At 59.1% G+C, this 26,479-nt stretch carries 21 protein-coding genes and 1 pseudogene; 15 read left to right on the top strand and 7 right to left on the bottom strand.

What is annotated here, in order from left to right; genetic code table 11:
- Positions 1-260 precede the first annotated feature (260 nt).
- Positions 261-766, bottom strand: a pseudogene (locus tag MHH62_RS03270) (IS66 family transposase); the annotation flags it as partial.
- Between the two features lie 91 nt (positions 767-857).
- Positions 858-2,030 carry a phospholipase D family protein gene (locus MHH62_RS03265; RefSeq protein WP_339232449.1) on the bottom strand — a complete coding sequence of 391 codons (1,173 nt, stop codon included), beginning with the start codon at positions 2,028-2,030 and terminating at the stop codon, positions 858-860.
- A gap of 784 nt (positions 2,031-2,814) precedes the next feature.
- On the opposite strand from MHH62_RS03265, the gene MHH62_RS03260 reads away from it, so the two are divergent.
- Both MHH62_RS03260 and MHH62_RS03255 read left to right on the top strand, forming a co-directional pair.
- Positions 2,815-3,033 (top strand): antitoxin Xre/MbcA/ParS toxin-binding domain-containing protein, encoded by a 219-nt coding sequence (locus MHH62_RS03260; RefSeq protein WP_339232448.1) that lies wholly within the window; start codon positions 2,815-2,817, stop codon positions 3,031-3,033.
- 307 nt (positions 3,034-3,340) lie between these two features.
- Complete coding sequence (locus MHH62_RS03255) at positions 3,341-4,699, top strand: hypothetical protein (RefSeq protein ID WP_339232447.1); 1,359 nt, start codon at positions 3,341-3,343, stop codon at positions 4,697-4,699.
- A 1,315-nt stretch (positions 4,700-6,014) separates the two neighbouring features.
- Here MHH62_RS03255 and MHH62_RS03250 read toward each other — a convergent pair.
- Entirely contained in the window at positions 6,015-7,628 is a 1,614-nt protein-coding gene (locus MHH62_RS03250; RefSeq protein WP_339232445.1) for a methyl-accepting chemotaxis protein, read from the bottom strand.
- Positions 7,629-7,785: 157 nt separating this feature from the next.
- Between MHH62_RS03250 and MHH62_RS03245 the strand changes: the two genes are divergently transcribed.
- The gene (locus tag MHH62_RS03245) at positions 7,786-8,997 is read left to right on the top strand and encodes a multidrug effflux MFS transporter (protein ID WP_339232444.1); all 1,212 of its coding nucleotides are present in this window, start codon (positions 7,786-7,788) and stop codon (positions 8,995-8,997) included.
- Between the two features lie 96 nt (positions 8,998-9,093).
- On the opposite strand, the gene MHH62_RS03240 is transcribed toward MHH62_RS03245, so the two are convergent.
- Together MHH62_RS03240 and MHH62_RS03235 are read right to left on the bottom strand one after the other, a co-directional pair.
- On the bottom strand, positions 9,094-10,008 hold the full coding sequence (locus MHH62_RS03240) for a tyrosine-type recombinase/integrase (protein ID WP_014718461.1): 915 nt from the start codon (positions 10,006-10,008) through the stop codon (positions 9,094-9,096).
- 108 nt (positions 10,009-10,116) lie between these two features.
- Positions 10,117-10,929 (bottom strand): hypothetical protein, encoded by an 813-nt coding sequence (locus MHH62_RS03235; RefSeq protein WP_032902545.1) that lies wholly within the window; start codon positions 10,927-10,929, stop codon positions 10,117-10,119.
- A 411-nt stretch (positions 10,930-11,340) separates the two neighbouring features.
- On the opposite strand from MHH62_RS03235, the gene arnC reads away from it, so the two are divergent.
- From arnC to MHH62_RS03175, 12 genes are all read left to right on the top strand, one after another.
- The gene (gene arnC, locus MHH62_RS03230; protein ID WP_003191219.1) at positions 11,341-12,375 is read left to right on the top strand and encodes an undecaprenyl-phosphate 4-deoxy-4-formamido-L-arabinose transferase; all 1,035 of its coding nucleotides are present in this window, start codon (positions 11,341-11,343) and stop codon (positions 12,373-12,375) included.
- Positions 12,372-14,363, top strand: coding sequence for a bifunctional UDP-4-amino-4-deoxy-L-arabinose formyltransferase/UDP-glucuronic acid oxidase ArnA (gene arnA / locus MHH62_RS03225; protein WP_014718463.1), 1,992 nt, complete (start codon positions 12,372-12,374; stop codon positions 14,361-14,363). Before arnC ends, arnA begins: the two co-directional genes overlap by 4 nt.
- Entirely contained in the window at positions 14,363-15,247 is an 885-nt protein-coding gene (gene arnD, locus MHH62_RS03220; RefSeq protein ID WP_336826593.1) for a 4-deoxy-4-formamido-L-arabinose-phosphoundecaprenol deformylase, read from the top strand. The genes arnA and arnD overlap by 1 nt, the downstream gene beginning before the upstream one ends.
- The gene (arnT, locus tag MHH62_RS03215; RefSeq protein ID WP_032903060.1) at positions 15,244-16,899 is read left to right on the top strand and encodes a lipid IV(A) 4-amino-4-deoxy-L-arabinosyltransferase; all 1,656 of its coding nucleotides are present in this window, start codon (positions 15,244-15,246) and stop codon (positions 16,897-16,899) included. The genes arnD and arnT overlap by 4 nt, the downstream gene beginning before the upstream one ends.
- The gene (gene arnE / locus MHH62_RS03210) at positions 16,896-17,243 is read left to right on the top strand and encodes a 4-amino-4-deoxy-L-arabinose-phosphoundecaprenol flippase subunit ArnE (RefSeq protein WP_014718466.1); all 348 of its coding nucleotides are present in this window, start codon (positions 16,896-16,898) and stop codon (positions 17,241-17,243) included. The genes arnT and arnE overlap by 4 nt, the downstream gene beginning before the upstream one ends.
- Positions 17,240-17,653, top strand: coding sequence for a 4-amino-4-deoxy-L-arabinose-phosphoundecaprenol flippase subunit ArnF (gene arnF / locus MHH62_RS03205; protein ID WP_014718467.1), 414 nt, complete (start codon positions 17,240-17,242; stop codon positions 17,651-17,653). Before arnE ends, arnF begins: the two co-directional genes overlap by 4 nt.
- On the top strand, positions 17,650-19,032 hold the full coding sequence (locus MHH62_RS03200; protein WP_014718468.1) for a UDP-glucose/GDP-mannose dehydrogenase family protein: 1,383 nt from the start codon (positions 17,650-17,652) through the stop codon (positions 19,030-19,032). Before arnF ends, MHH62_RS03200 begins: the two co-directional genes overlap by 4 nt.
- Entirely contained in the window at positions 19,033-20,655 is a 1,623-nt protein-coding gene (locus tag MHH62_RS03195) for a glycosyltransferase (protein ID WP_339232441.1), read from the top strand.
- A 317-nt stretch (positions 20,656-20,972) separates the two neighbouring features.
- Positions 20,973-21,161, top strand: coding sequence for a type VI secretion system contractile sheath small subunit (locus MHH62_RS03190; RefSeq protein ID WP_256200704.1), 189 nt, complete (start codon positions 20,973-20,975; stop codon positions 21,159-21,161).
- Positions 21,162-21,326: 165 nt separating this feature from the next.
- Positions 21,327-22,037, top strand: coding sequence for an HPP family protein (locus tag MHH62_RS03185; RefSeq protein WP_019817055.1), 711 nt, complete (start codon positions 21,327-21,329; stop codon positions 22,035-22,037).
- Positions 22,038-22,168: 131 nt separating this feature from the next.
- Positions 22,169-23,272: an enoyl-CoA hydratase/isomerase family protein gene (locus MHH62_RS03180; RefSeq protein WP_032903058.1), complete on the top strand. Its 1,104-nt coding sequence runs from the start codon at positions 22,169-22,171 to the stop codon at positions 23,270-23,272.
- Positions 23,273-23,275: 3 nt separating this feature from the next.
- On the top strand, positions 23,276-24,427 hold the full coding sequence (locus MHH62_RS03175; RefSeq protein ID WP_014718473.1) for an acyl-CoA dehydrogenase family protein: 1,152 nt from the start codon (positions 23,276-23,278) through the stop codon (positions 24,425-24,427).
- 131 nt (positions 24,428-24,558) lie between these two features.
- On the opposite strand, the gene MHH62_RS03170 is transcribed toward MHH62_RS03175, so the two are convergent.
- Entirely contained in the window at positions 24,559-25,332 is a 774-nt protein-coding gene (locus MHH62_RS03170; RefSeq protein ID WP_014718474.1) for an enoyl-CoA hydratase, read from the bottom strand.
- An 11-nt stretch (positions 25,333-25,343) separates the two neighbouring features.
- Positions 25,344-26,471 (bottom strand): acyl-CoA dehydrogenase, encoded by a 1,128-nt coding sequence (locus MHH62_RS03165; protein WP_014718475.1) that lies wholly within the window; start codon positions 26,469-26,471, stop codon positions 25,344-25,346.
- Positions 26,472-26,479: the final 8 nt, after the last annotated feature.

Genomic DNA, 26,479 nt, shown 5'->3' with positions numbered 1-26,479 from the left:
AGTGTCCACACCAGGCTGATTGTCTGCGAATCACGACTACTAAGCGTGCTAGTTTCTTCGATGTGAACGTTGCTCTGAACGAGTGCAAAAGGATGATCAAGAAGGCCTGCTGCGCTAACGACGCCTCACGCCCCGCCCGTAATCTAAACCCATGCAGAAACACGACTGCAACGGGTTTACCAGATCAAGGTTATCTGAACGACCCGGCCTCAAATTCCTGATTACGACCGGAGTAACTACCATGAAAACTATTAGCCAACTGATCGCCGTCGCCGTAATCGCCTGCGGTCATCATCGTTCATTTCCTTGGCTTGCCGCTCGATCTCGTACAGGCCGCCGATTGAGTGCAGAGCCTGTTCGGCCAGGTGGCTTTTGTTCGCCACATGCAGGTCGAAGAACTTGCGGCGGGCGTGGGCCATGCAGCCAATTTCGGTGATGCCCAGCTCGAAGCTGGCGTTGTAGCCCGCGGAGTCATCGCAGACCAGCTTGCCGTTCCATGTGCCAGGAAGTTACGTGCATGTTCGCCGGCACGGCTGGGACTGAAGTCGTAGACCACCGCCTTCAGCGTCGAGAATGGCGTGGTACAATAATCCCAGACATACGCTCGGTGCGTTTTCTTCTCACCGAGCGCCAGCATCTGCACTGGCGTTTCATCGGCATGCACAACCCGCCGCGCGAGTACGACCTCCCGCAGTGCATCCACCAGTGGCTGGAGCTGCACGCCGGTTTGGCCGACCCACTGAGCCAGCGTCGAACGCGGGATTGCGCTCGGAGAGATGATCACTCAGTGAAAATGCTGTATGGCCGCCAGCGTGAATGGAGACCATGCGCTTGGGTGATATTTGTACTGACTGCTTTTAAGCGCTCAAGGTACTAGCGAACCAGATGAGGCAATCCAGCTCCGCCAGATTTTCTGCAGGGTAATCATCTGCACGCTTGAGAGCCGCGCGCAGCAGGCGAGCTCTATTAACGTATCGCTCGCCCTTACTGAGCCCTCGCGGAAATGCAATATCCAAGCTGGCGAACCAGTCGAGAACTGGGCGATTAAGAACGTAATAGTAGTTTGGGAACAACTGGCAAAGCATCTCGGAAAACAGCGCACCCCTCGTCGGATTCCTCATGACCGTAAGACGATTTATCTCTTGGATCACCATCCTATCTCGGGCGGCAAAAGGAGCATCGATCACGCGGACAAGACTTTTTGAAAGCTCGCGAAAATCGCTGTTTCGCCCCTTGCGCTCCCAACCTTTACCTTGAAATCGGCTCCCATTTTCACCGAAGAACCATAGAGTAGACATCTTGTAATAGAAGTCATCAATGCGAGTCTGATTCCAGTTTCTGATTCTGCTAGTCGTCCGAAAAAGCTCCACTAATGTAGCCCTGTTCTTGCGGAACACCTTCATCTGATCACGTCGTTGGATAAGGTACGATTTATAGCCTTTGAGTCGTCGTATCGCTGGGAGTGGAAGCCGATAGGCTTCTATGCTCGCGTCAGGTTTCGCTCCCTTTTCGCCGTTCTTATCTGCAGGCTGGCGAGCTTCATGATACTTATCGAGCCAAGTTTCATTCAGCGTGACGCTGACTTCGAAGACCTTTTCGATCCATTCAGATGCCAGCTGAAACTGCTCGTCAGTGATGCAGGCAAAGCCGTTGGCCTCGAAATTGGTGGAGAACGCCGCCTGGGTCAGGTTGGATGAGCCTAGTAACGCATAACACCTTCCATCAAGTTCTTTCCAGAACATTGCCTTGGGATGAAACCCATTGATTGATTCCGCTACCATGAACTCCTGATGGCGATCGGCAGGGAGCCACTTCATGACTGCTCTGCAGGCGTCCTTTCGGGTAATACCAAAGTCTTTACCAACGATGAAAAGAAACGACTCACACTGGCTCCCGAGCTCCTCTGCGATACCCCATTCCGTGAGATATGCGCTGACAATGTAAAGCTCTTTCGATTTGCTCAATGCTCGTTGATAGATTTTTTCAAGGCAGAGGCCTTCAGATTTTTTTGGAAGCAGAATCAGTTCCATATGACGTCCGTATCAGGAGGGATAGAGAGTTCGGGTTTGCGTTAGGCCGACAACGTCGAGCTTGGTGCGAGTTCGAGTGTCCTATAGGAGCGGTGATCAGCATCTGGAAATTTATCGATTACTATCCGAGCACCACCGTCCCGCTTGTTGAAGGTGCCTGCCCGACACCCATGGGCGACTGCAAGTATCTGGGCTTTTTTGCCATCGTGAACAACCTTGTCCGATTTGTGCCGACTTGCGTGGTACGCGAGAACAGGCAACTCCAAGTGAATTCCCTGTCAAACCGGAGACCATACGATGATGGCGTGGGCCAATCAAGCGAGGCGCGTGAGAAAGGATGCTGGATTAATTTTGGAAGCTGAAGTGTTGGAGAACGGAAGGTGAAAGACGATAGCCGAGTCTGAGCTTTATCTGCCTCTTTTTGCCGAGCGATTGCAGCGAGCATGCGAATGACGAAACGATGGTGTTGTGGGCTTGGGTCAAAGCGTGCTGATACGCAGTGGGGGACGGGGAGGGAATCCGGGAGAGAAATGAAGATCTAGCTTGAAACCGCCCTCGACTCGGTGTGTAAACAAATTTTTTGATGTGTAAACCACCCCGCTTTACACGTCAAAAAACTGGTTTACACATTTCCTGAGACGCCAGCCTCAGGCCAACGTAACCACCTGCCGGGATCGTAGTAATAGGCACGCCTGAAAATGGCGCCAGGCTCGCCTATGAAGGGGAGACAGTGAGCGGATGGCGATGGTGTAGTCTAGGACTAGACCGCAGAAGGAGCGTACTGATGAGCACTTTGCCCCCCGATCAACAGGCCCGTTATTTGGAAGTGCTCGACGCCGCGAAGCGCTTGTATTGCGGCGATATTGACGCAGCCATGCACTGGATGTCACGTCCGGTAAAAGCATTTGGCGGCAAAGCTCCTGCCGCTATGGTCGCGACCAGGCTGGAAGCGGATGCGGCCATCGAGTTTATCAGGCGATTGGAGCATGGGTTTGTTGCCTGAGTGACCTCGAGCAGCGCTCTAGAAGCGTGTCAGATGTCGAGCCTAATTCGGCTCAGGGCCTCCAAGTCAGCCACACCCTAATGATGTAAACCAGTTTTCCATAATGTAAACCACGAAGGTTTACAGTATGGAAAACTGGTTTACACCCCACCCCCATATCAAAATGCCTGCTTCGCGAAGATCCAAGTGCAATGCCTTGGTGAAGCCTGGGTTTGCCAGCTTCGCCGCTTACACAAACGGCGGGAACAAAGGGTAGGGCACGAAGGGGTGAGGCATAATTAGTTTATTCAGGCCAAGGGAGCAGCGCGTGAAAGATGACAGTGATGAAAGCCCCCAAAAAAAGAAGGAGCGTCGCGGACGGACGAAAAGCCTGTCGGGGCCCAGGATTCGGAAAGGGGTTGAAAATCGAGCAATCTACGTCGACCTGGAAATATCGTCGCCTAAGGGCCTTGAAGCCCCTCCAACCGGCTCATCAGTCGTTCACACTCATGTGCTTGCGAGGATTTTCGCAGACCGAATTGAAACTTGGCCAACAGTTAACAATCCCGGCTCAATATTCGATCTCACGCAGCGGGAGAAGCCTTACCCTCGTATCGTCTATCGGCTGCCAAAGCCCTTTGCCGTGCCGCTGCCAAGTGATCTCAGCTCGGCGATCTCACACATCGAACGTGTCTTCGATTCCCGATTTTTCAATTCCTGTGCCCAGGGGCTTGGGTTCAAGTCATTCCTTAACGGCGTACTCCGAGCGCTCCAGCTCGACAAGGGTGTTGATACAATCGAAATCAATTTCAGAGGCGAGTTGTCGAGACGCGGAAGCGTGGTGTGTGTTTCTGAAGAGAGTCTTGAAAAATTCAGAAAGGCCTTCAACCTTGCAGATGTTTTTTGGAATCGCCAAAAAGAGGAGGCTCGCAGCTCATACATTTACGATGAAATTGTAAATAAACTAATACCCAAGCTAATTTACTCTGGTGATAGCGCGCGTGATTACTTAACTGCGCCTGATCACGCTGAGCGAGATTATCTAGCTAGTCTGCAAGAATACACTCTAGGCTCGCCTCTTGGACTGCCAGAAGATCTGAAGGCAATGCGGGAGTCGGTGGAGCGGGGCGAGCTGCACCGTCTGATCCAACACTACGGAACCATGCTGGCGCAAGATATCAGCGCATCCAAGTGGGAGTCTTTCCTCAGCGATAACATAAATCTCGTGATCAAATGTTTGCAGCATCCGGAGTGCGGCGTTCTCGATCCGCCTCTGGCTGCACAATCCACATGCAGTGTAGGAAGTCCAATCATTTACGGCCATGAAGCGTTGGTGCTGACGGTAAGGTCGCCTGATGCAGCACTAATGACCCGTGGCAGCTTAGACAGTGTCGGTAAACCTGACCTGGAAGGGTTGGTGAGCCCTCCGGATAGATGGATACCCCATCCTGAATTGGCTTCCGCCATTGAAAAGGGTCGGAAGCTGCGGCCAGATATTGAGGGGCAGATCCAAAAACCACGGTGTGTCGTCGTCGCGGGGCTCATGCCGATCGATGTAGATGAAGCGGCCGCCTACATGGGCTACAGAGAGGCGGTTAGGAAGTACTATGGGGTACATTTGGTAGATTTCGGCACGCTCCTGAATGGGTTTCATTTTCTTGCCTCAGCAAAAATAGCCTTGAGTTGACGCTGTCGCGACCCGATGAGGGTTGGACTTGCTCCAAAGCTGGTGCCTAGTAGCCACTAAAATGCAGACTTGCAGAAAATCTGATGGTGAGGCATGTGGGCTTGAAGTTAAGTTGATGCTTTGGCTCTCGATTGTGAAGCAAAACTCATCCTAAGGCGCGCGTTCCTGAAGTAAATGTCAGGCTTATGCCTACATGCAACTCAGATTCTCAGGCAGAGGCCACACTGATCAGCCACGGACTATACTTTTGACATTTACCACCGACGAAGTTGCCGTAGAAGACGCTCAGCCCATCCTGACTCCACGGTTTTCCGTCTGAATGAATAGATCTGTAGGGTTTGGAAGTAAATGCAGAATAAGGCGTACAGTGACGCAAGGGAGGCTGGATTTGAAGAAAACGACGTTTAAGGCGTACTTAGCTGCATTTTGGCGGTTAAGAGAGAATCTAGGGGGATTTTTACTTCAGAGCACTATTATGGACATGGCCCGTTGAGAGAGTAGGCGTAAAAACGAATTCGTCGAATCAGTGACTTACGTAGCTCATGAACCTATAAGGCATAACACTTAATTTAACATAATATACATTATGCGAACCGTCCTGTACGGAGCTGGGGGGTTCTGGAGGCTGCTTTTCACCAGGTGATCAGCGTTAAGGTGTTGCTACTAGCAACACACGTTCAGGACGATGACCCCTGACCTCGGCCATCTGCCTCGATACGCATCTTGGCGCGTGCAACAACGGCCATCGCTTCGGCAATGAAAGCCGCGTCACCGGTGTCGTGTGCATCAGCCAAAAATACAGCTACGGCCTCAGAACAAACCAGCGAGTCTGCTGGGTCATAAATTGCCTCTGTCATCTGACCACCTGGAGAAAATAATAAACCCGAAACCTAAGGCTAAAAATACGCTGGAAAGTAAAATGCCAGGATGCAGCTGATGGCACTGGCGATTTGATCATACCGCTGACTGACGATCTCCTGTCGGCCATCAAGTTGGCCTGCGGCGACACACTCGATCTGGAAGTAAAACCTAACGGCACGATAATCCTGACGGCAGTTCGTGCGTAGGATCAATTCAGCCATCCACACGCTTGATGGTTGCAGCCCATAAACGACGTGACTTGTTACCGACTACACGTGATTTCACTGGGTGCTAATTTCTAATCCTTGAGAGATAGCGTTCAAATTTGGAAGATAACGAGCAAGGATGAGCTACCCCGAGTTCATCTGCTGAGCTACCCTTCTCCTTTTTAATATCCCTTATGCATAACTAAACTAAATGACTATTTAGTTGAGTTATAAGCTGTTACCCCAGATCAAAGCCTAAACCGATCCACCGACTGCGAAAGCTTCCCCGCCAAACTCGACAATTCATCCGTCGTCGACGCCGTCTCGCCAATCACCCGACTGTTACTTTCCGACATCCCCGCAATTCTCTCCACCTGATGAGCGATCTCATTACTGGCCAGGCTCTGCTCACTAATCGTGCGTGAAATATCGTTGACCAATTCAGTGGTACTCAGCGTAGCCTGGAGGATCTCGCGAATGGCGCGCTCCACCTCGGCAGTCACCGCCATGCCCTTGTCCACTTGGGCAACGCCCTCCTCCATGCTGATCACCGCTTCACGGGTGTTCTGCTGGATACTCCCGACCATGCTGGCGATTTCCTGGGTGGAGGCGCTGGTGCGTCCGGCCAGGCTGCGCACTTCGTCGGCCACGACCGCAAAGCCGCGCCCTTGTTCACCGGCGCGGGCGGCTTCGATGGCGGCGTTCAGGGCCAGCAGGTTGGTCTGGTCGGCAATCCCCTTGATCACCTGGATAATGCTGTAGATCGCCTCGGACTCCTTGTCCAGCGTGCGGATCACTTGGGCTGACTGTTGGGCAGAACGGGCGATGCCATCCATGTCGCTGACCACCTGGTGGATAACCCGGCCGCCGTCCTTGGCCAGGGTTTCAGCCTGGCTGGCCATGTCCAGGGCACGTTGGGCGTGACGGGTGATTTCTTCGATGCTGGCTGTCATTTCGCTCGCGGCGGCGGCCATGGTGCTGGCGGCGACGCTTTGTTGCTGGCTGCTGCCTGCCACTTCATGGCAACCCTGGCTGAGGCGCTCGCTCATGCCATTGACGCCATGGGCGTTGCTGCGAACCACTTCGATCATGCCGCGCAAATCCCGCTGCATCGTCGCCAGGCTGCGAATCAGTGCACTGGCTTCGTCCTGGTTCTTGGGTTCGGCAATCGGCTCGCTCAGGTTGCCATGGGCAATGCTCTGGGCAATACGGCTGGCGGTGCGCAACGGCCCCATGATGCTCAGGGTCACCCAACGTCCTTGTGCCAGCAGCAACAGCAGGCTCGCCCCCAATACAATAATCACGGTCCAGTTAGCGTTACTGATGGTTTGCCGGGTACCGGTGCTGGTGAGTTGGGTATTGTTTTCGATCAGTTCGCTCAACGCCGCCATTTGTTCTTCCAACTGGCTGAACGCGGCATTGAAGGTCTGCAGTTCCCCTCGTGCGGCCTCTGGATTCTCCAGGGCCAGCGCGACGATGCGCTCGCCGGCACTGATGTAGGTGTCCAGGCTGGGTTTGATTTTTTCCAGGCTGGCCTTGATCGAGGCGTCCAACGGCAGCTTGAGATTGTCCGCCAGCACCTCGCGAAAGTGCTCGGCATGCTCCTTGATCGAGCTGTTGACCTCGGCCGCCGTACTGGTGCTTTTGCCCAGCCCGACCAACATCGCCGACAGTACATCCGCACGCAGGGCGTCGTGCATCATGTCGGCTTCCATGTGGTTGCGCAGTACCGTCATGCTGACGTCGTTGTCCTGTACCGCATCGGCCATCCGCGTATTGCCCAGGTAGCCAGCCAGGCTCATGATCAAAGCGGTGAGCAACCCGGTCGCAATCAACAGCACCAAGCGTAATTTGATCGTCATAGTGGTACCCCGTGCCAGGACCGCCGGTTGGGAACCCAACCGTTTCAATGTCGCTGCTAGCTGTATCGGCAGCTGTTGCTTGTTAGTGAAGCCTAAGTTTGCGGATCTGCGCGGTTCCCTTAAGCTGACCGTCCGTTGCTCTACCTGGATCTGCCAAATGCCTCAACGTATCGCCCGCCTCGCCCTGTTGCTGGGCTTGATCACCGCAGTCGGCCCGTTTGCCATCGACATCTACCTGCCGGCACTGCCGACCCTGGGCGCCAGCCTCCAGGCCTCGCCGGCGGCCGTGCAGATGAGTTTGACGGTGTTCTTCATGATTATCGGCGTGTGCCAGTTGTTCTACGGCCCCCTCAGCGACGTGTTCGGGCGTAAACCACCGATTTATGCGGGTTTGGTGATCTTTGCCATTGGCAGCGTCGGCTGCGCACTGGCCCCGACTATCGAAGTGCTGATCGGCTTTCGAGCCATACAAGCGTTCGGTGCTTGTGCGGGCATGGTGATCCCACGGGCGATTGTCCGTGACCTGTATACCGGCCATGAAGCGGCGCGTCTGATGGCTTTGTTGATGCTGGTGATGAGTGTTTCGCCGATCCTCGCGCCGCTGGCCGGTAGCCTGGTGATTTCGATCTGGAGCTGGCGCGAAGTGTTTGCCGTGTTGGCGGTGGTGGCCGTGCTGTGTCTGGTGATGACCGCCGTACAACTGCCAGAAACCCACCCGGCCGAGCGCCGCCTGGGCAAGACACTGGGCCAGGCGTTCGGCAGTTATGGCGCCCTCCTCCGCGACCCGGTCTTTACGGGTTTGTCGGTGGTGTGCGGGTTTGGCCTGGCCACCTTTTTCGTGTTCATCGGCAGCGCGCCCTTCGTGTACATCGAATTTTTTGGCCTGACACCGACCCAGTTCAGCCTGTGCTTTGCGCTCAACGCGGCTTCGTTTTTTGCCATGAGCCAATTGACCGCCCGCCTCAGCGCCCGCTTTGGCCTGGCGCCGTTGATTCGCTGGTCGGTGGTGGGCGTGGCGGCGGTCATGAGCTTGCTGGCGGCTACTACACTGTGGGGTGACAGCCTGGGCTTGATGATGGGGCTGTTGTTTATCGCTTTTGGCTTTCTTGGCCTGCTATTGCCGGCGGCCGGGGTACTGTCGCTGGAGGATCATGGTGCGGTGGCGGGTTCTGCGTCTGCACTGCTGGGTGCGATCCAGATGGTCACGGCGGCTGTGGCGATGACCTTGGTGGGGATCTTTGCCGACCATACACCGGCGCCGATGTTGATCGGCATTGCGCTGTGTGCGCTTGCCGCGATGCTGACCACCTTGTGGACGTTGCGGCGCTTGCCGGCTCACCTGGTTTCAAGCGTCCCGCCTTCCTCCTGAGCAGAGGAGCAGGCAGATTCAACATTCTGGTTGCCTGTGAGGCCCTCTTCGCAGGCAAGCCAGCTCCCACATTTGAATCGTGGTGTATCCACAAGCCTACAAATCAAATCGATCCACCGCCCGCCGCCGCTCATTGTCGTCACGCACGTCATAGCTGGCGGTGGTCTGGATATTGGTGTGATGCGCCAGTTTCTGCGCAATCGACAAATCATGCTCCTCGATCACCCGCGTGATAAACGAACGACGGAAATCATGGGGCATGATCTTGACCCCCACTTGATCGCCGCGCTGGCGCGCGATGTAGTAAATCGCATGCTTGGTGATGCGTTCCCGGGTGATATGGCTGCCTCGCCGGATACGGTTGAACAAGAAGCTGTCGTCCTGCTCGCCTTCCTTGAGGTGCTCGCGGCGGAACGCCAGCCAGGCCTGCAGCTTGGCAAACGCCCAGTCCGGCGCGTACTTGACCAGCTCTTTGTTGCCCTTGCCGATCACGCGCAAGCTGCGCTCGTCAAAGTTGATCTGTGCCAGGTCCAGGTTCACCGACTCCGACTTGCGCATGCCCGAGCCATATAACAGACCGATCACTGCGGCATCCCGCAGGCCCTGAGGCCGGGGGTCGGCGGCGCAGACGTCGAGCATCTCGCGGATCAAGGTGCGGCGCAGATTGCGGCCCTGGCTCAGGCGCGTGCCGGGTGTGGCCTTGACCGAGCGCATCTTCAACAGGTGGTCCTGGCTGATCAAGCTCATGCGCCACGCTTCATTCATGACCCCGCGCACCGCATTCACATACAGCGACGAAGTGTTCGGCGCTAAGCCGTCCTCGCGCAAGGCAGCCACCAGTGCGATGACGTGTTCGGGCTGCAGCAGGTGCCAGTCAATCTCTTCGAGGTTGAGATCTTCGAAACCCAGGCGGTCGGCGGCATCCTGCAGCACGTAGCGCATGGTCAACTGGCTGGAAGGCGCCAGACGGGTGAGGTAAAGGGTCAGCGGGTTGCGAATGGACTCGGTCAAGGTAGATCAGCCTTTGGATTAAATACATCGACCAACTATTTGATTAGTCGATGTATTTAGTGGGTTGGCGAAGGCCGAGTCTAACCCAGGAGCGGCCCTGGCACAAAATCACGGGGCTGTATCGTCGTCCTCACTGGCTGCCTGGGGTTGGGCCTGGGACTGGCTCCAGTCGGCGTCCTGTTGCTGCATCAGCGCGAACCACTGCTGGCGCATAAAAGCGAGGTAACTGTCCGGCGCCTTGGCAAAGTCCTTCTCGTCGCCATAGCAGCCTGGCAGGGGCAGTTCGGTGCCCTGCTCCTTGTATTGGCTGACCAACGCTTGCTGCGCCACGACGCTGCAGTCAGTGGGCAGTGGCATGCCGCGCAAGGCGCCCGCGTCCTCATCCCACCAACTTGCGCCCACGCGGTCGAGGCCGCGCAGACGATACTTCTCGGACTTTCCGGCATGCATGATCAGCTTGAATTCGTTGGGGCTGACATCACTGGTGCAGGCCCGCGAATAACCGACCGTGGCCTGGGTATTGCCGTCGCCCAGCAGGTCGGTGACCTTGGTGGCAGCCCGGTCAAAGCGCAGCCCGGCGTCGAATTCGCAGTGCTGTACATCGTCGTACAGCATCCACACGCGCTTGGGGCGCTCGCCTCCCAGCACGTATTGCGCCGCGTAGACAAAGGCCGACTGGGTACCATCGTCATCGCGCTCACCGACTTGCTCGGCGAGTACCAGCAGGTTTTTGCCTTGGCGGTCATCCCAGGTATAGGCGGCGACCTGCTTGCCGCGCACTTCCACCCCGTCCGGCACCTGGTCCAGTGGGGTCAGCGCGACGCCCTGATCAGCCCGCACGCTGGTGACACAGGCCACCGTCATCAACAATCCCATCAGCGCTGGCCGCAACTGGCCGCGTAAAAGCTGCACGCTATTCATCCGAGTACCCTGGCAAGAGAGGGCTTACTTTACCGGCACTTGAGCGCCAATGCAGAGAAGATTGTTGAAGGGCAAACATTGGGCTGATCGCCTCGCTCAGATTGAACCAAGCGTCTTGCACGAAGCTCCGATATCGCCCTGTGAGGCTTACATGTAACGCCTTGATTACTTAGCTGAACCCTAGCTGTCTGCCTGTCAAATAAACGAGTTTTTCATCCGCCTTTCATATTCGTTGCACATTTTTGCGCTTAACCTTGTAGGCAACACTTGAGAGCAATCCGTGGATTATCGACTAACCTATTGAAAACGCATCATCTTTAGCCCCGTTTTATATCCTGCGGGCTGTAGTTTTGCCCAATGAACGCTGCTGTTTTCACGCTTGAAGTCGCTTTAGCCCGAGGTCATGAATCTTTGAAACCCTACCCTATTCATTGCGTGTCGATCGTTATCCCGGTCTACAACGAACAAGAAAGCCTGCCTGAGTTGCTGCGCCGCACCACGGCAGCCTGCAAGCAATTGGCTTACGAATACGAAATCATCCTGGTGGATGACGGTAGCCGCGACAATTCGGCCCAACTGCTCGAAGACGCCGCCGCCGAAGACGGCAGCAATGTGGTGGCGGTAATCCTTAACCGCAACTACGGCCAGCACGCGGCGATCATGGCCGGCTTTGAACAGTGCCGTGGCGAAGTGGTGATCACCCTTGACGCCGACCTGCAGAACCCGCCGGAAGAAATCCCGCGCCTGGTCGAGCAAGCCGCCCTGGGCTACGACGTGGTCGCCACCGTGCGTAATAACCGCCAGGACTCGGCCTTCCGCCGCTGGCCCTCGCGCTTGATCAACCTTGCCGTGCAGCGCTCTACCGGCGTGGCCATGACCGACTACGGCTGCATGTTGCGCGCCTACCGCCGCACCATCGTCGACGCCATGCTCGCCTGCCGTGAGCGCAGCACGTTCATCCCGATCCTGGCCAACGGCTTTGCCCGCCACACCACGGAAATCCTGGTGCACCACGCCGAACGTGAGCACGGCGAATCCAAATACAGCGCCATGCGCCTGATCAGCCTGATGTTCGACCTGCTGACCTGCATGACCACCACGCCCTTGCGCCTGCTGTCCATCGTCGGTTTCAGCCTGGCGGCACTGGGCGTGCTGTTTGCCTTTGCCCTGATCGTCATGCGCCTGGCCTTCGGTGCCGACTGGGCCGGTGATGGCCTGTTCGTGCTGTTTGCGGTGTTGTTCGTGTTCACCGGTGGCCAGTTCATCGGCATGGGCCTTTTGGGCGAATACCTGGGCCGCATGTACAGCGATGTCCGCGCCCGCCCACGCTTCTTTATTGAAAAAGTGCTGCGCAACCAACCGGCAGCACCGGCTCCAGTCGTCGTGGTCGACGGCCTGGTGTCTTCCCATACGTCTACTTCTTCTTCGGATCAGGTCCAGTCATGAGTTCAAAAGCTGTTGTATTCGCCTACCACGATATTGGTTGCGCAGGCATTGAAGCGCTGCTCAGCGCCGGTTACGACATTGCCGCCGTATTCACCCATGCCGATGACCCCAAGGAAAACAACTTCTACGGTTCCGTCGCCCAACTCTGCGCCCGCAATGGCATCCCGGTGCATGCACCGGAAGACGCCAACCACCCGCTGTGGATCGAACGCATCGCCAAGCTGAACCCGGAGTACATCTTCTCGTTCTACTACCGCAACCTGCTGAGCGAGCCGCTGTTGGCCACCGCCCGCAAAGGCGCGTTCAACCTGCACGGCTCCTTGCTGCCTAAATACCGTGGCCGCGCCCCGGCCAACTGGGTGCTGGTCAACGGCGAAACCGAAACCGGCGTGACCCTGCATCGCATGGTCAAGCGTGCCGATGCCGGCGCGATCCTGGCCCAGCAGAAAGTCACCATCGAGCGCAGCGATACCGGCCTGAGCCTGCACGCCAAGCTGCGCGATGCGGCGACTGCCCTGCTGCGTGATGCCCTGCCACAGCTGGCCCAGGGCAAGCTGAGCGAAACCGCCCAGGACGAGAGCAAAGCCACCTACTTCGGTCGTCGCACCGCCGCCGATGGCAAGCTGGACTGGAAAAAGCCCGCCGAGCAACTGTTCAACCTGGTACGTGCAGTGACCCAGCCGTACCCGGGCGCCTTCTGCGCCGTGGGCGAGCACAAGTTGATCGTGTGGCAAGCCGACGTGGTCAAGGGCAACGAAGGTCTGGCGCCTGGCCGTGTAATCAGCGTCAACCCCCTGCGCATTGCCTGCGGTGAAGATTCCCTGGTGGTCAAGTTCGGCCAGCGCAACGAAAACGGCCTGTACCTGGCCGGCCCGTCCCTGGCCGATGAGTTGGGCCTGGTAGACGGTTCCGTGCTGCGCGGCGCCGAGTCGGGCCGCAAGCCGCGCCGTACCCGTGTGCTGATCCTGGGCGTGAACGGTTTTATCGGTAACCACCTGTCCGAGCGCCTGCTGCGTGACGACCGCTACGAAGTCTATGGCCTGGACATCGGCTCAGACGCCATCGAGCGCCTGCGCAGCCACCCCAACTTCCATTACGTGGAAGGCGACATCAGCATCCACACCGAATGGATCGAGTACCACATCAAGAAATGCGACGTGGTGCTGCCGCTGGTGGCCATCGCCACGCCGATCGAATACACCCGTAACCCGCTGCGCGTATTCGAACTGGACTTCGAAGAAAACCTCAAGCTGGTGCGCTACTGCGTCAAGTACAACAAGCGCGTGATTTTCCCGTCGACCTCCGAAGTCTATGGCATGTGCCAAGACCAGTATTTCGACGAAGACACCTCCAACCTGGTAGTGGGCCCGGTCAACAAGCAACGCTGGATCTACTCCGTCTCCAAGCAACTGCTGGACCGCGTGATCTGGGCCTACGGCGACAAGGGCCTGAAGTTCACCCTGTTCCGGCCATTCAACTGGATGGGCCCGCGCCTGGACCGCCTGGACTCGGCGCGTATCGGCAGCTCCCGCGCCATTACCCAGCTGATCCTGAACCTGGTGGAAGGCACGCCGATCCGTCTGTTCGACGGCGGTGAGCAGAAGCGTTGCTTCACCGACATTGCCGACGGCATCGAAGCCCTGGCGCGCATCATTGATAACGACAATGGCGTCTGCGACGGGCAGATCATCAACATCGGCAACCCCGAAAACGAAGCCAGCATTCGCCAGTTGGGCGAAGAACTGCTGCGTCAGTTCGAGGCTCACCCACTGCGCCACAACTTCCCGCCGTTCGCCGGTTTCCGCGACGTCGAGAGCAAGGCGTTCTACGGCACAGGCTACCAGGACGTGGCGCACCGCAAGCCGAGCATCGACAACGCCAAGCGCCTGCTGAACTGGGAGCCGAGCGTAGAGATGAGCGAAACCATCGGCAACACGCTCGATTTCTTCTTGCGTGAAGCCATGCTTGAAATTGCGGATAAAAAGTAATGCAGGCAGGTCTTCGCATCGACGTCGACACCTACCGCGGCACCCGTGAAGGTGTGCCGCGGTTGCTCGACTCCCTGGCCGAAGCCGGGGTCAAGGCGACGTTCTTCTTCAGTGTCGGGCCGGACAACATGGGGCGTCACTTGTGGCGCCTGATCCGCCCGCAGTTCCTGTGGAAGATGCTGCGCTCCAACGCGGCCGGCCTGTATGGCTGGGACATCTTGTTGGCCGGCACTGCCTGGCCAGGCAAGCCGATTGGCCGAGACCTGGGGCATTTGATGCGCCAGGCCAAGGCGGCCGGGCATGAAGTCGGCCTGCACGCCTGGGACCACCATGGCTGGCAGGCCAACACCGGGCGTTGGAGCGAGGCACAACTGGTCGAGCAGATTCGACGCGGCGTAGACACCTTGAGCGACATCCTCGGCGAGCGCATCGACTGTTCAGCGGCCGCCGGCTGGCGTGCCGATGAGCGTGTGGTGCAAGCCAAGCAAGGCTTCAACTTTCGCTACAACAGCGATTGCCGGGGCTCCAGTCTGTTTCGACCAACCCTGGCCGATGGCAGCGCGGGCACCCCACAAATTCCGGTAGACCTGCCGACCTTCGACGAAGTCGTCGGGCCGGTGGTGGCTGCCAACGATTTCAACCGCTTCATTCTTGATCGGTTCAACGCGTCAAAGCTGAACGTCTACACGATCCACGCGGAAGTAGAAGGGATTCTGATGGCCAATGATTTTCGCCAGTTGCTCGCCCAGGCCGGGCAGCGCGGCATCGAGTTCAAACCCTTGGGCGAGCTGTTGCCCGCGGATGTGTCCACCCTGCCCCAGCAACAGCTGGTGCGCGGCGCCTTGAGCGGCCGCGAGGGTTGGCTGGGAGTGCAGCAGGCATGATCCGCCGCTGGGCTTTGCCCCTGCTCCTGCTGGCATTCGCCGTGTTCTACCTGCTGCCGTTGGCCACCCATGGCCTGTGGATTCCCGATGAGACCCGCTATGCGCAAATCAGCCAGGAGATGCTGCTGACCGGCAAGTGGGCCGCGCCGCACTTCATGGGCATTCGCTACTTCGAAAAGCCCGCCGCAGGCTATTGGATGATCGCGCTGGGCCAGGCGATCTTCGGGCAGAACCTGTTCGGCGTGCGGTTTGCCTCGGCGTTGAGCACCGGTTTGAGCATTTTGCTGGTGTACCTGGTCTCTCGTCGGTTGTGGAATGATCCGCAAAAAAGCCTGGTCAGCACGTTGCTCTACATGAGCTTCGTCAGCGTGGCCGCGCTGGGCGGCTATGCCAACCTGGACCCGCAGTTCACCTTCTGGGTCAACCTGACGGGCGTGGCCTTGTGGTTCTGTTTCGACAGCACCACGCGGCGCGCGCGCTTGTGGTCCTGGGCCTTGCTAGGCCTGGCGTGCGGCATGGGCTTCATGACCAAGGGCTTCCTGGCCTGGTTGCTGCCGGTGCTGGTCGCCCTGCCCTACGCCGTCTGGCAAAAACGTTTTGTCGAGTTGTGCAAATTTGGCCCTGTTGCCGTAGTGGTGGCGATTGCTGTCAGCGTGCCGTGGGCGTTGGCTGTGCACCTGCAAGAGCCGGACTACTGGCATTTCTTTTTCTGGCACGAGCACATCCAACGCTTTGCCGGTGAAGACGCCCAGCACGCCGAACCCTTCTGGTATTACCTGCCGCTGCTGGTAGGGTTCGCACTGCCGTGGGTCGCGCTGTTGCCGTCCGCGCTCAAGCAGGCCTGGCTGCAGCGGCGCGTGCCGAAAACCGCGTTCCTGCTACTGTGGCTGTTGATGCCCCTGGCCTTTTTCAGCCTGGCCAAAGGCAAGCTGCCCTCCTACATCATGCCGTGCATGCTCCCCCTGGCCTTGCTGATGGGCTCGGCCCTGAGCGACAAACTGGCTCAAGGCCGCGGCCGTGTGCTGCGCATCAATGGCTGGTTGAACCTGGTGATGGGTGTGCTGGTGTTGCTGGCCCTCAGCTGGTTCCAGTTGAAGAAGCCGGTCTACGAACCGGGTGAGGAAACCGTCAGCCTGGTGCTGGTGTTCATCTTTTTGTTCGGCTGGATCGTGGTCAATCTGCTGCAAGCGGCACGCCCCTTGGCATTGTGGGCCGCGCCGCTGATCGGCAGTGGATTGCTGGTGCTGCTGGTGCCTGCGGCGTTGCCCCATTCGGTGGTTTACAACAAGACCCCGGATCAGTTCATCATTGATCACATCGACGAGTTGCAGCCCAGCGTTGCCCTGCTGAGCAACGACCTGGGCGCCGCGTCGGCGCTGTCCTGGCGCCTCAAACGCCCGGATATCACGCTGTACAACACCTCGGGTGAGGTCAAGTACGGCCTGGCTTACGAGGACACGGCCCCGCGTCTGGTCGACCGTAACCGCATCCAGACGTGGATGGCCGAAACCCGTCGTACCGGTGCGGTGGGCGTGGTGATGCGCGTCAATAGCACCGGCGAAAAGGAAGAACTCGCGCTGCTGCCCACTGACGGCAAGCGTTATGCGCAAGGCAAGATCGTGATCCTGATTTTCCCGCAGGTCGCGCCATGATCACCCTGCTGCTACTGCTCACGGCCTGCCTGCTCACCTGCATGGGCCAGGTCTCGCAAAAATTCGCCGTGGAGAGCTGGCGCGGCGTGCCGGACGGCTGGGCACCGAAACTGCGCTCGCCGTGGTTGTGGTCGGCGCTGGTGTGCCTAGGCCTGGGCTTGCTGGTGTGGCTGCTGGTGTTGCAGCGCCTGGAAGTCGGCATTGCCTACCCCATGCTCAGCCTGAATTTTGTGCTGGTCACGCTGATGGCGCGCTTTGTGTTTCACGAACCCATTGATGCCCGTCATTGGCTGGGTGTGGGGCTGGTGATTGCCGGCGTGGTCTTGCTGGGGCGCCAGGTATGAGCCGCATGCGGGGTTTCGCCCTGGCCCTGGGCAGTGTCGGCCTGGTGAGTGGCGCCCAATTGGGCATGCGCTGGAGCATGACGCGCCTGCCGCTGCCCACCCAATGGCTGGCTGCCTTCACGGACAACAGCATCGACCTCGGCGCCCTGGGCGTGGTGATCCTGGCGATCATCGCCTATGCGCTGTCGATGCTGTGCTGGCTCGGCGCACTGAAGCACTTACCCCTGGGCCGCGCCTATTCGCTGCTCAGCATCAGTTACGCGCTGGTGTATTTGCTGGCCGCCAGCCTACCGGTGTTCAACGAAGATTTTTCGCTTTCAAAAACCCTGGGGGTGGCCTTGGTCATCCTCGGCGTACTGGTTATCAACTCTCGTCGTGCTAGCACCTCAAGTCCCAGGAATACCCCATGAAAATCAGTGTATTTGGTAGTGGTTACGTTGGTCTGGTTCAGGCCACGGTATTAGCCGAAGTCGGTCACGATGTCATTTGCATGGACGTTGACAAGCACAAAGTCGAGTCGCTGCAGAAGGGGCATGTGACCATCTTCGAGCCGGGCCTGGCAGCCATGGTCAAGGACAACCTGGAAAGCGGACGCCTGCGCTTTACCCACGACGAAAAACTCGCCGTCGAGCACGGTGAAGTCTTGTTTATTGCTGTGGGCACGCCGTCGGATGAAGACGGTTCGGCCGACTTGAAATACGTGCTGTCGGTGGGTGATGCAGTTGCCCGCCATCGCGTGGCGCCGGTGATCCTGGTGGAGAAATCCACCGTACCGGTAGGCACCGGCGACACGTTGCGTGACCACATCCTCAATAACCTGCGTGCCGCCGGCCGTGAGCTGCAGTTCGATATCGTCTCCAACCCGGAATTCCTCAAGGAAGGCTCCGCCGTTGCCGACTGCCGCCGCCCGGACCGGATCATCATCGGCTGCGAGCGTGAAGAGGTGCGCGACGTGATGCGCGACCTGTACGCACCGTTCAACCGCAACCACGACCGCATCATCTTCATGGACCTGCGCAGCGCAGAACTGACCAAGTACGCCGCCAACTGCATGCTGGCCACCAAGATCAGCTTCATCAACCAGATCGCCGAGTTGGCTGAACACCTGGGTGCCGACATTGAGTCGGTGCGCCTGGGCATCGGTGCCGACTCACGCATCGGCTACCACTTTATCTACCCCGGCTGCGGTTATGGCGGCTCGTGCTTCCCCAAAGACATGCGCGCCCTGATCCACAGCGCCAAGCAGGCCAACTGCTCCAGCGACCTGCTCGAAGCCGTGGAAGCCATCAACCAGCGCCAGAAGAGCAAGTTGTTCGAGCGCATCAACGCGTTCTTCCAGGGCAACCTCAAGGGCAAGACGTTTGCCCTGTGGGGCCTGGCCTTCAAGCCCAACACCGATGACATGCGTGATGCCCCCAGCCGCGTGCTGATGGAAGCGCTGTGGGCTGCCGGCGCCAATGTGCGCGCCTTTGACCCTGAAGCCATGCAGGAAACCCAACGCATCTACGGCGATGACCCGCGCCTGATGCTGATGGGCACCCCGGAATCCACCTTGGGCGGCGCCGATGCGTTGATCGTGTGCACCGAATGGCAGCAATTCAAGGCGCCGGACTTTGACCTGATTCACCAGCGCCTGAAAACCCCGGTGATCTTCGACGGCCGTAACCTGTACGACGGCGAGCGCCTGGCGCGCAAAGGCTTCAAATACTTCCCCATCGGCCGCGGCGATTCCTGCGAGTTGCCGATCCCCCAGCAAAACTGGGTGGAACAGGTCAAGGACGCTTGCTAGGTGAACAACGCCTTACCGTCCGCGCAGCGCGCAACGATCCGCCACCAGTCGCTGGGGCTTGGGCTCTTGGCGCTGGTGCTGTTTATCGTCGGCAACTGGCACCAGGCGATCATCGGCTTTGATTCGCGCTTTGTGCTGTTTGCCCAGGAAATGCTGCGTCACGGGCCGAGTTTCTTTCCCACCACCTATGGTCAGCCGTATGCCGATTACCTGGCGACGTCGACCCTGTTGACGTGGCTGCTGTCGGTGCCCTTGGGCCAGGTCACCAGCCTGACGGCGTGGCTGCCCACTGCGGTCGCGTCGGCGCTGATTGTGGTGCTGGTCTATCGCCTCACTGCACCCTACTCGCCACGTTGGGGCCTGCTGAGTATTGCGATGCTGCTGCTCAGCAGTACGTTCATCAGCGAAACCCGTGCAGTCTCCCTCGACCAGATGCTCGCCGCCGTGGCGTTGGCGGTGTTCTACCTGGGCTACGCCCATGATCATTTCGCCGCAGCCAAGCGCCTGCATTGGGTGTTTTTGCTGGTGCTGCTGGGGTTTGCCATTCGCGGCCCGATCGGCCTGGTGATCCCTACGGGCGTGTTGTGCAGCTACTACCTGATCAACCGCCAGTGGCGCCAACTGTTCAGCTTCGGCCTGCTGGCACTGGCGCTGCTGGCGGCGTGCGTCGGCCTGTTGCTGCTGCTGGCCAAGCTCAGCGGCGGCGAAGATTTTATGCATGACGTGATTCGCATGCAGTTCCTGGGGCGCATGGATGGCAGCGAAGGCTCCGGCGGCGTGCTGTATTACTTCACCAGCTCCCTGGGCAACTACGCCCTGGCCTATCCAATCGCGTTGTTGGTGCTGCTGGCGGTGCTGATGGGCGGTCGACGTGCGCCGGACCCGGCATTGAAGCTGGTGCTCTACTGCGCGGCAGCCGGTGTGTTGGTGATGCTGGGGCTGTCGGTGCCCCAAGCCAAGAAAGCGCGCTATATCCTGCCGATGTTGCCGATGGCCGCGATCATTGCCGCGTATCCCTTCGCGGTCACACAAGGGCGACTGTTTGCGTGGCTGCGCGCCTTGATGCTGGGCATCTGGACGCTGTTGCCAACGCTGTTGGCCATTGGCTTGGTGGTGGCGCGGCGGCGCTACCCGGAACCGCTGGCCGACCTTGAGCTGATCTTCGTCGTGCTTGGCTTGCTACAGGTGCTGGCCCTGCTGGCATTGTTCCGCTCGCGGCTGCGCACCTACGGTCCCGCCTTGGCCGCCGTGCTCTCACTCTGGGCCACCTACATCATGGTGGTTGAACCCCTGGAACGTCAGGTGTACGACACCCGCACCTTCAGCCTCGCCGTCAAGGCGCAGGTTCAACAGCAACCGGCGCCGCTGGTGTTGCACGCACTGGGCAAAGACGCGAAAGCCATCAAATTCATGGTCAACTTCGATTGCGACAAGGTTCCGCTGTTTACCCAATTGCCTGCCGAATTGAAACCGGTCCACGCGCCGGCATGGTTGGTCATGAGCCAGGCTGATTTCCAGGCGCTGGACGATCCGCGCCTGCGTTCAATCACGCCAACGCTTACCGCAGCGTTCGACAAAACCCCCTATGTGTTGCTGCATTTGGCAAAAGCCTCGACGCCTTGAGTGCTTTTCCGGCTGCACTGTAAGAAGAACGCCCACTCCCTCCACGAGTGGGCGACTTTCATCATAGGTACCAAGAAAACACCTACATTTGTTTGCGTAATGGCTGGTGCACTTTCCCTTCCGGTGCTCGGAGCCCAACTGTAGACTCGCTGCCACGTGCACTTACTATCTACCACCCGATCGTCAGGACTGCCCTGAAACGCTTGGGTCAGGGCACTTCACAACAAGGACGTTGTAGGCTGCCCGCGCGCGATGGCTTACTTCATTGAGAGGACAATGCCGTGCGAGAAGACCTGTTAACCGTACCCTTACCCAGGCTGGATCGTTTGATGGCATTGCGTGACGCACTGGTGGCGTTAAAGGGGCCGTTGGCCGACGACCCCAGGCTGCGCGAAGACTTGCAAGCGCGCCTGTTCAACGAAGAAACCCATAGTCGCGTGCTGGGCAAGATCAACCCCGCTGCATCCGCGTCCACCGGGCAGATAACCTATGGCGAAGCCGGTTAACTGCATTTATTTTGCATTCAATGTTCATTAATATGCAGTGGCGCCACCAGATCAAGCGCGGCACACTGCGCAGGTTCCTTCCCCCAATGTTGGAACCTTCAAAGGGCTGTTCCGGGAAACCAGGCAGGCCTTTTTTTTCGCCCGCTGTTTATGGACCGTCTTTCAATGCTCGCTCGCTGGTTACCCGCTGCAATCAACACCCGTCCCGCCGAATGGAGCCGTGCAGCCATCGGCATGGCCCTGGGCACGCTGTTCAGTGTCTGGGCCTGTGCCCAGGTGTTCGGCATGGAGGTGGCCCTGCACCTGCTCGGCCCTCTTGGCGCATCGGCCGTATTGCTGTTTGCCGTGTCGTCGGGGGCGCTGGCCCAACCCTGGTCGATAATCGGCAGTTACCTGTGTGCAGGCGTCGTCGCGTTGCTGGTCGCCCGCGTCCTGGGGCGCACCTTGGGCAGCGCCTGCCTGGCGGCAGGCATGACGGTGATCCTCATCTGCTGGCTGCGCTGCCTGCACCCGCCGGCCGGCGGCCTGGCCATGACCCTGGTGCTGGCCGATCCGGCATCGGTCGGCCTCGGCTGGTACGAGCTTGCGCCGGTGATGCTAGGGGCCGGCGCCCTGCTCGCCTGCGCGCTGGCCTATAACAATGCCACGCGCACGCGTTATCCCAAGGGGCTTGCCGAGCCTGCCCCGGTTATCCTGGGCACTGCCACCGCCGTGAGCGAGCCGAGCATCACGGCAGCCGACCTCAAGCTAGCGTTGGCCGAGATGGAGCAGTTCTACGATGTCGAACCGACAGAGCTTGAACAACTGATCCACGCCGCCGAGGGCCATGCCCGGCGTCGCAGTATCGGTGAGGTTCTGGCCAGCCGGGTGGTTTGAGCGACACTGCATAAATGCAACAACGACCTGCATGATTCCAAGTTGTACGAGGCAAATTTGCACTGGTACGATCACGAGAGAGTTCGCCCGCGAACGTCTTGATAAAGAACAATAAAAGCAGGGAGTTAGAGATGACTGCTCAGGTTTCATCCCAAGCAAGCCACGCCGAGATCCAGCAGCATGCAGTTCTGGCACAGGTGCGTAACCATATCGGCCACCTCACCCTCAACCGCCCCGCAGGCCTTAACGCCATCACCCTGAACATGGTCCGCCAATTGGCCGCGCACTTGCAGGTCTGGGCCGACGACCCTGAGGTCTATGCCATCGTCCTGCGCGGCGCCGGTGAGAAGGCCTTTTGCGCCGGTGGCGACATCCGTTCGCTGTACGACAGCTTCAAGCAAGGCGACACCCTGCACCAGGATTTCTTCGTCGAGGAATATGCCCTCGACCTTGCCATCCACCATTACCGTAAACCCGTACTGGCATTGATGGACGGCTTCGTACTCGGCGGTGGCATGGGCCTGGTGCAAGGCGCGGACCTGCGGGTGGTCACCGAACGCAGCCGCCTGGCGATGCCGGAAGTGGCCATCGGGTACTTCCCGGATGTGGGCGGCAGTTATTTCCTCTCGCGTATTCCTGGCGAACTGGGCACCTACCTTGGGGTGACCGGCGTGCAAATCCGCGCGGCGGATGCCTTGTATTGCGGGCTGGCGGACTGGTACATCGACAGCGCCAAGCTGGTTGAACTGGATCAGAAGCTCGACCGTCTGCAATGGAGCGAGTCTCCCCTCAAGGACTTGCAAGGCGCACTTGCCAGGCTGGCCGTGCAGCAATTGCCCGACGCCCCGCTGGCGGCCTTGCGCCCGGCCATTGACCACTTTTTCGGGTTGCCGGACGTGCCCAGCATCGTCGAGCAACTGCAACAAGTCACCGTGGCCGATAGCCATGACTGGGCGCTGACCACCGCCAACCTCATGCAGACCCGCTCGCCCCTGGCCATGGCCGTGACCCTGGAGATGCTGCGCCGTGGCCGCCACCTGCCACTGGAACACTGCTTTGCCCTCGAACTGCACCTGGACCGCCAATGGTTCGAGCGCGGCGACCTGATCGAAGGGGTTCGCGCCCTGATCATCGACAAGGACAAGACGCCGAAGTGGAACCCGCCCACCCTCCATGCGCTGGATGCCAGCCATGTGGAGAGCTTCTTCCGCGACTTCGCGCAGATTGAGAAATAAGCCATGCAAGATCTTGAATACACTGAAGAACAAGTGATGATCCGCGACATGGCGCGGGATTTTGCCCGTGGCGAAATCGCCCCCTACGCCCAAGCCTGGGAAAAAGCCGGCTGGATCGACGACGCCCTGGTGGCGAAGATGGGGGAGCTGGGCCTGCTGGGCATGGTGGTCCCGGAAGAATGGGGTGGCACCTATGTCGATTACGTGGCCTACGCCCTGGCCGTGGAGGAAATATCCGCCGGTGACGGCGCCACTGGCGCCTTGATGAGCATCCATAATTCAGTCGGTTGCGGGCCGATCCTCAACTACGGCACAACCGAACAGAAACACACCTGGCTGGCCGAACTCGCCAGCGGCCAGGCCATCGGTTGCTTCTGCCTGACCGAGCCCCAGGCCGGCTCCGAAGCCCATAACCTGCGCACACGCGCCGAACTGCGTGATGGCCAATGGGTCATCAATGGCGCCAAACAGTTCGTCAGCAACGGCAAGCGCGCCAAATTGGCCATCGTGTTCGCCGTGACCGACCCGGAACTGGGCAAGAAAGGCATTTCGGCGTTCCTGGTGCCGACCGACACCCCAGGTTTCGTGGTCGACCGCACCGAGCACAAGATGGGCATTCGTGCGTCAGACACCTGCGCCGTCACCCTCAACCAATGCAAGGTTCCCGAAGCCAACCTGCTGGGTGAGCGCGGCAAGGGGCTGGCCATCGCCCTCTCCAACCTGGAAGGCGGCCGCATTGGTATCGCCGCCCAGGCCCTGGGCATCGCCCGCGCCGCGTTTGAAGCCGCGCTGGCCTACGCCCGTGATCGGGTGCAGTTCGACAAGGCAATCATCGAACACCAGAGCGTGGCCAACCTGCTGGCCGACATGCAAACCCAGCTCAACGCTGCGCGCCTGCTGATCCTCCACGCCGCGCGCCTGCGCACCGCCGGCAAACCGTGCTTGTCCGAAGCCTCCCAGGCCAAGCTGTTCGCCTCGGAAATGGCCGAGCGGGTCTGCTCCAAGGCAATGCAGATTCATGGAGGGTATGGGTATCTGGAGGATTACCCGGTGGAGCGTTACTACCGGGACGCACGGATCACGCAGATTTACGAAGGCACCAGCGAGATTCAGCGGATGGTGATTGCCAGGGAGTTGAAAAACTACCAGCTCTGATGGGCATGACCCAAAGCCCTGTGGGAGCTGGCTTGCCTGCGATGCAGACACCTCGGTACATCAGTTAAACCGAGGCGATGCCATCGCAGGCATGCCAGCTCCCACCTTTGCTCTGCGGCGTTTGGCAGGGGTTACTTATCCTTGAATTGCGGCGCCCGCTTGGCCACGAATGCGGCCATGCCTTCTTTCTGGTCCTGGGTCGCGAACGCCGCATGGAACACCCGGCGCTCAAAGCGCACGCCTTCGGACAGGCTGACTTCAAACGCACGGTTCACGCTTTCCTTGACCATCATGCTGATCGGTACGGATTTACCGGCGATCAGGGCGGCCACTTTCAGCGCTTCTTCGAGCAATTCATCGGCGGGCACGATGCGCGCCACGATCCCGCAGCGCTCGGCCTCTACCGCGTCGATAAAACGCCCGGTCAGGCACATCTCCATGGCCTTGGCCTTGCCCACTGCACGGGTCAGGCGCTGGGTGCCGCCCATGCCTGGCAGCACGCCCAGGTTGATTTCCGGCTGGCCGAACTTGGCGGTGTCGCCGGCAAGGATAAAGTCACACATCAGGGCCAGTTCGCAGCCGCCGCCCAGGGCGAAGCCATTCACGGCGGCGATGATCGGCTTGCGGCGGTTGGCCACGCGGTCGCTGTCGCTGAACAAGTCGTCCATGTAGATCTGCGGGTAGGTCAGCTCGGCCATTTCCTTGATGTCGGCACCGGCCGCGAAGGCTTTTTTCGAGCCAGTCAGCACGATGCAGCCAATTTCAGGGTTGGCTTCCAGGCTGTCCAGCGCCTGGTTCAGCTCACTGACCAGTTGTGCATTCAAAGCGTTCAGGGCGTTGGGGCGGTTAAGCGTGATCAGCCCCACACGGCCCTGGACGTCAAGCAGGATGGTTTCGTAACTCATGTATCGGCTCCTTAAAGATTGCGTGAGATGACCATGCGTTGAATATCGCTGGTGCCTTCGTAAATCTGGCAGACCCGCACATCGCGGTAGATCCGCTCCAGGGGAAAGTCGTTCAGGTAACCGTAACCGCCCAGGGTTTGCAAGGCGGCCGAGCAGACTTTCTCGGCCATTTCGGACGCAAACAGCTTGGCCATGGACGCTTCCACCAGCGCCGGCTTGCCACTGTCACGCAGGGCGGCGGCGTAATGCACCATCTGCCGGGCGACGGCGATCTGGGTGGCCATGTCGGCCAGGCGAAAGGCCACGGCCTGGTGTTCGACCAACGGCTTGCCAAAGCTTTCACGCTCACGGGCATAGTCGCGGGCCGCTTCGAAGGCGGCACGGGCCATGCCCACCGACTGGGAGGCGATGCCCACGCGGCCACCTTCCAGGTTGGCCAAGGCGATTTTGTAGCCCTCGCCCTCCTCGCCCAGACGGTTGGCCACCGGTACTTTCACGTCTTCAAACAGGATCTGGCAAGTGTCCGAGGCATGCTGCCCCAGCTTGTCTTCCACCCGTGCCACGGTATAACCGGGCGAATCGGTGGGCACGATAAACGCGCTGATCCCACGCTTGCCTGCGGCGGGGTCGGTGACCGCAAACACAATCACGATCCCGGCGTTTTGCCCGGAGGTGATGAACTGTTTGCAGCCGTTGAGTACATAGTGGTCGCCTTCAAGGCGCGCACGGGTTTTCAGGCTGCTGGCATCGGAGCCTGCCTGGGGTTCGGTCAGCGCGAAGGCACCGAGCATGGCGCCACTGGCCAGGGGCGTGAGGAACTGCTCTTTCTGCTGGTCATTGCCAAACTTGAGGATCGGCACACAACCCACCGAGTTGTGCACGCTCATGATCGTGGAGCAGGCACCGTCGCCGGCGGCGATTTCTTCCAGGGCCATGGCGTAGGCCAGGTAGCCAGTGTCGCAACCGCCCCACTGTTCCGGGACCAGCATGCCGAAAAAGCCCAGTTCGGCCATTTGCGCAATGGCCTCCTTGGGAAAACGATGCTCGCGGTCCCACGCGGCGGCGAAGGGTTTCAAACGTTCCTGGGCAAATTGCCGGGCGGCGTCGCTGATCTGCAGTTGTTCGTCATTGGGCAACATAGGTCATC

This window comes from Pseudomonas sp. FSL L8-0168, from assembly GCF_037976155.1.
Lineage (GTDB): Bacteria > Pseudomonadota > Gammaproteobacteria > Pseudomonadales > Pseudomonadaceae > Aquipseudomonas > Aquipseudomonas paracarnis.
This window is presented reverse-complemented; position numbering and strand designations above follow the sequence as displayed.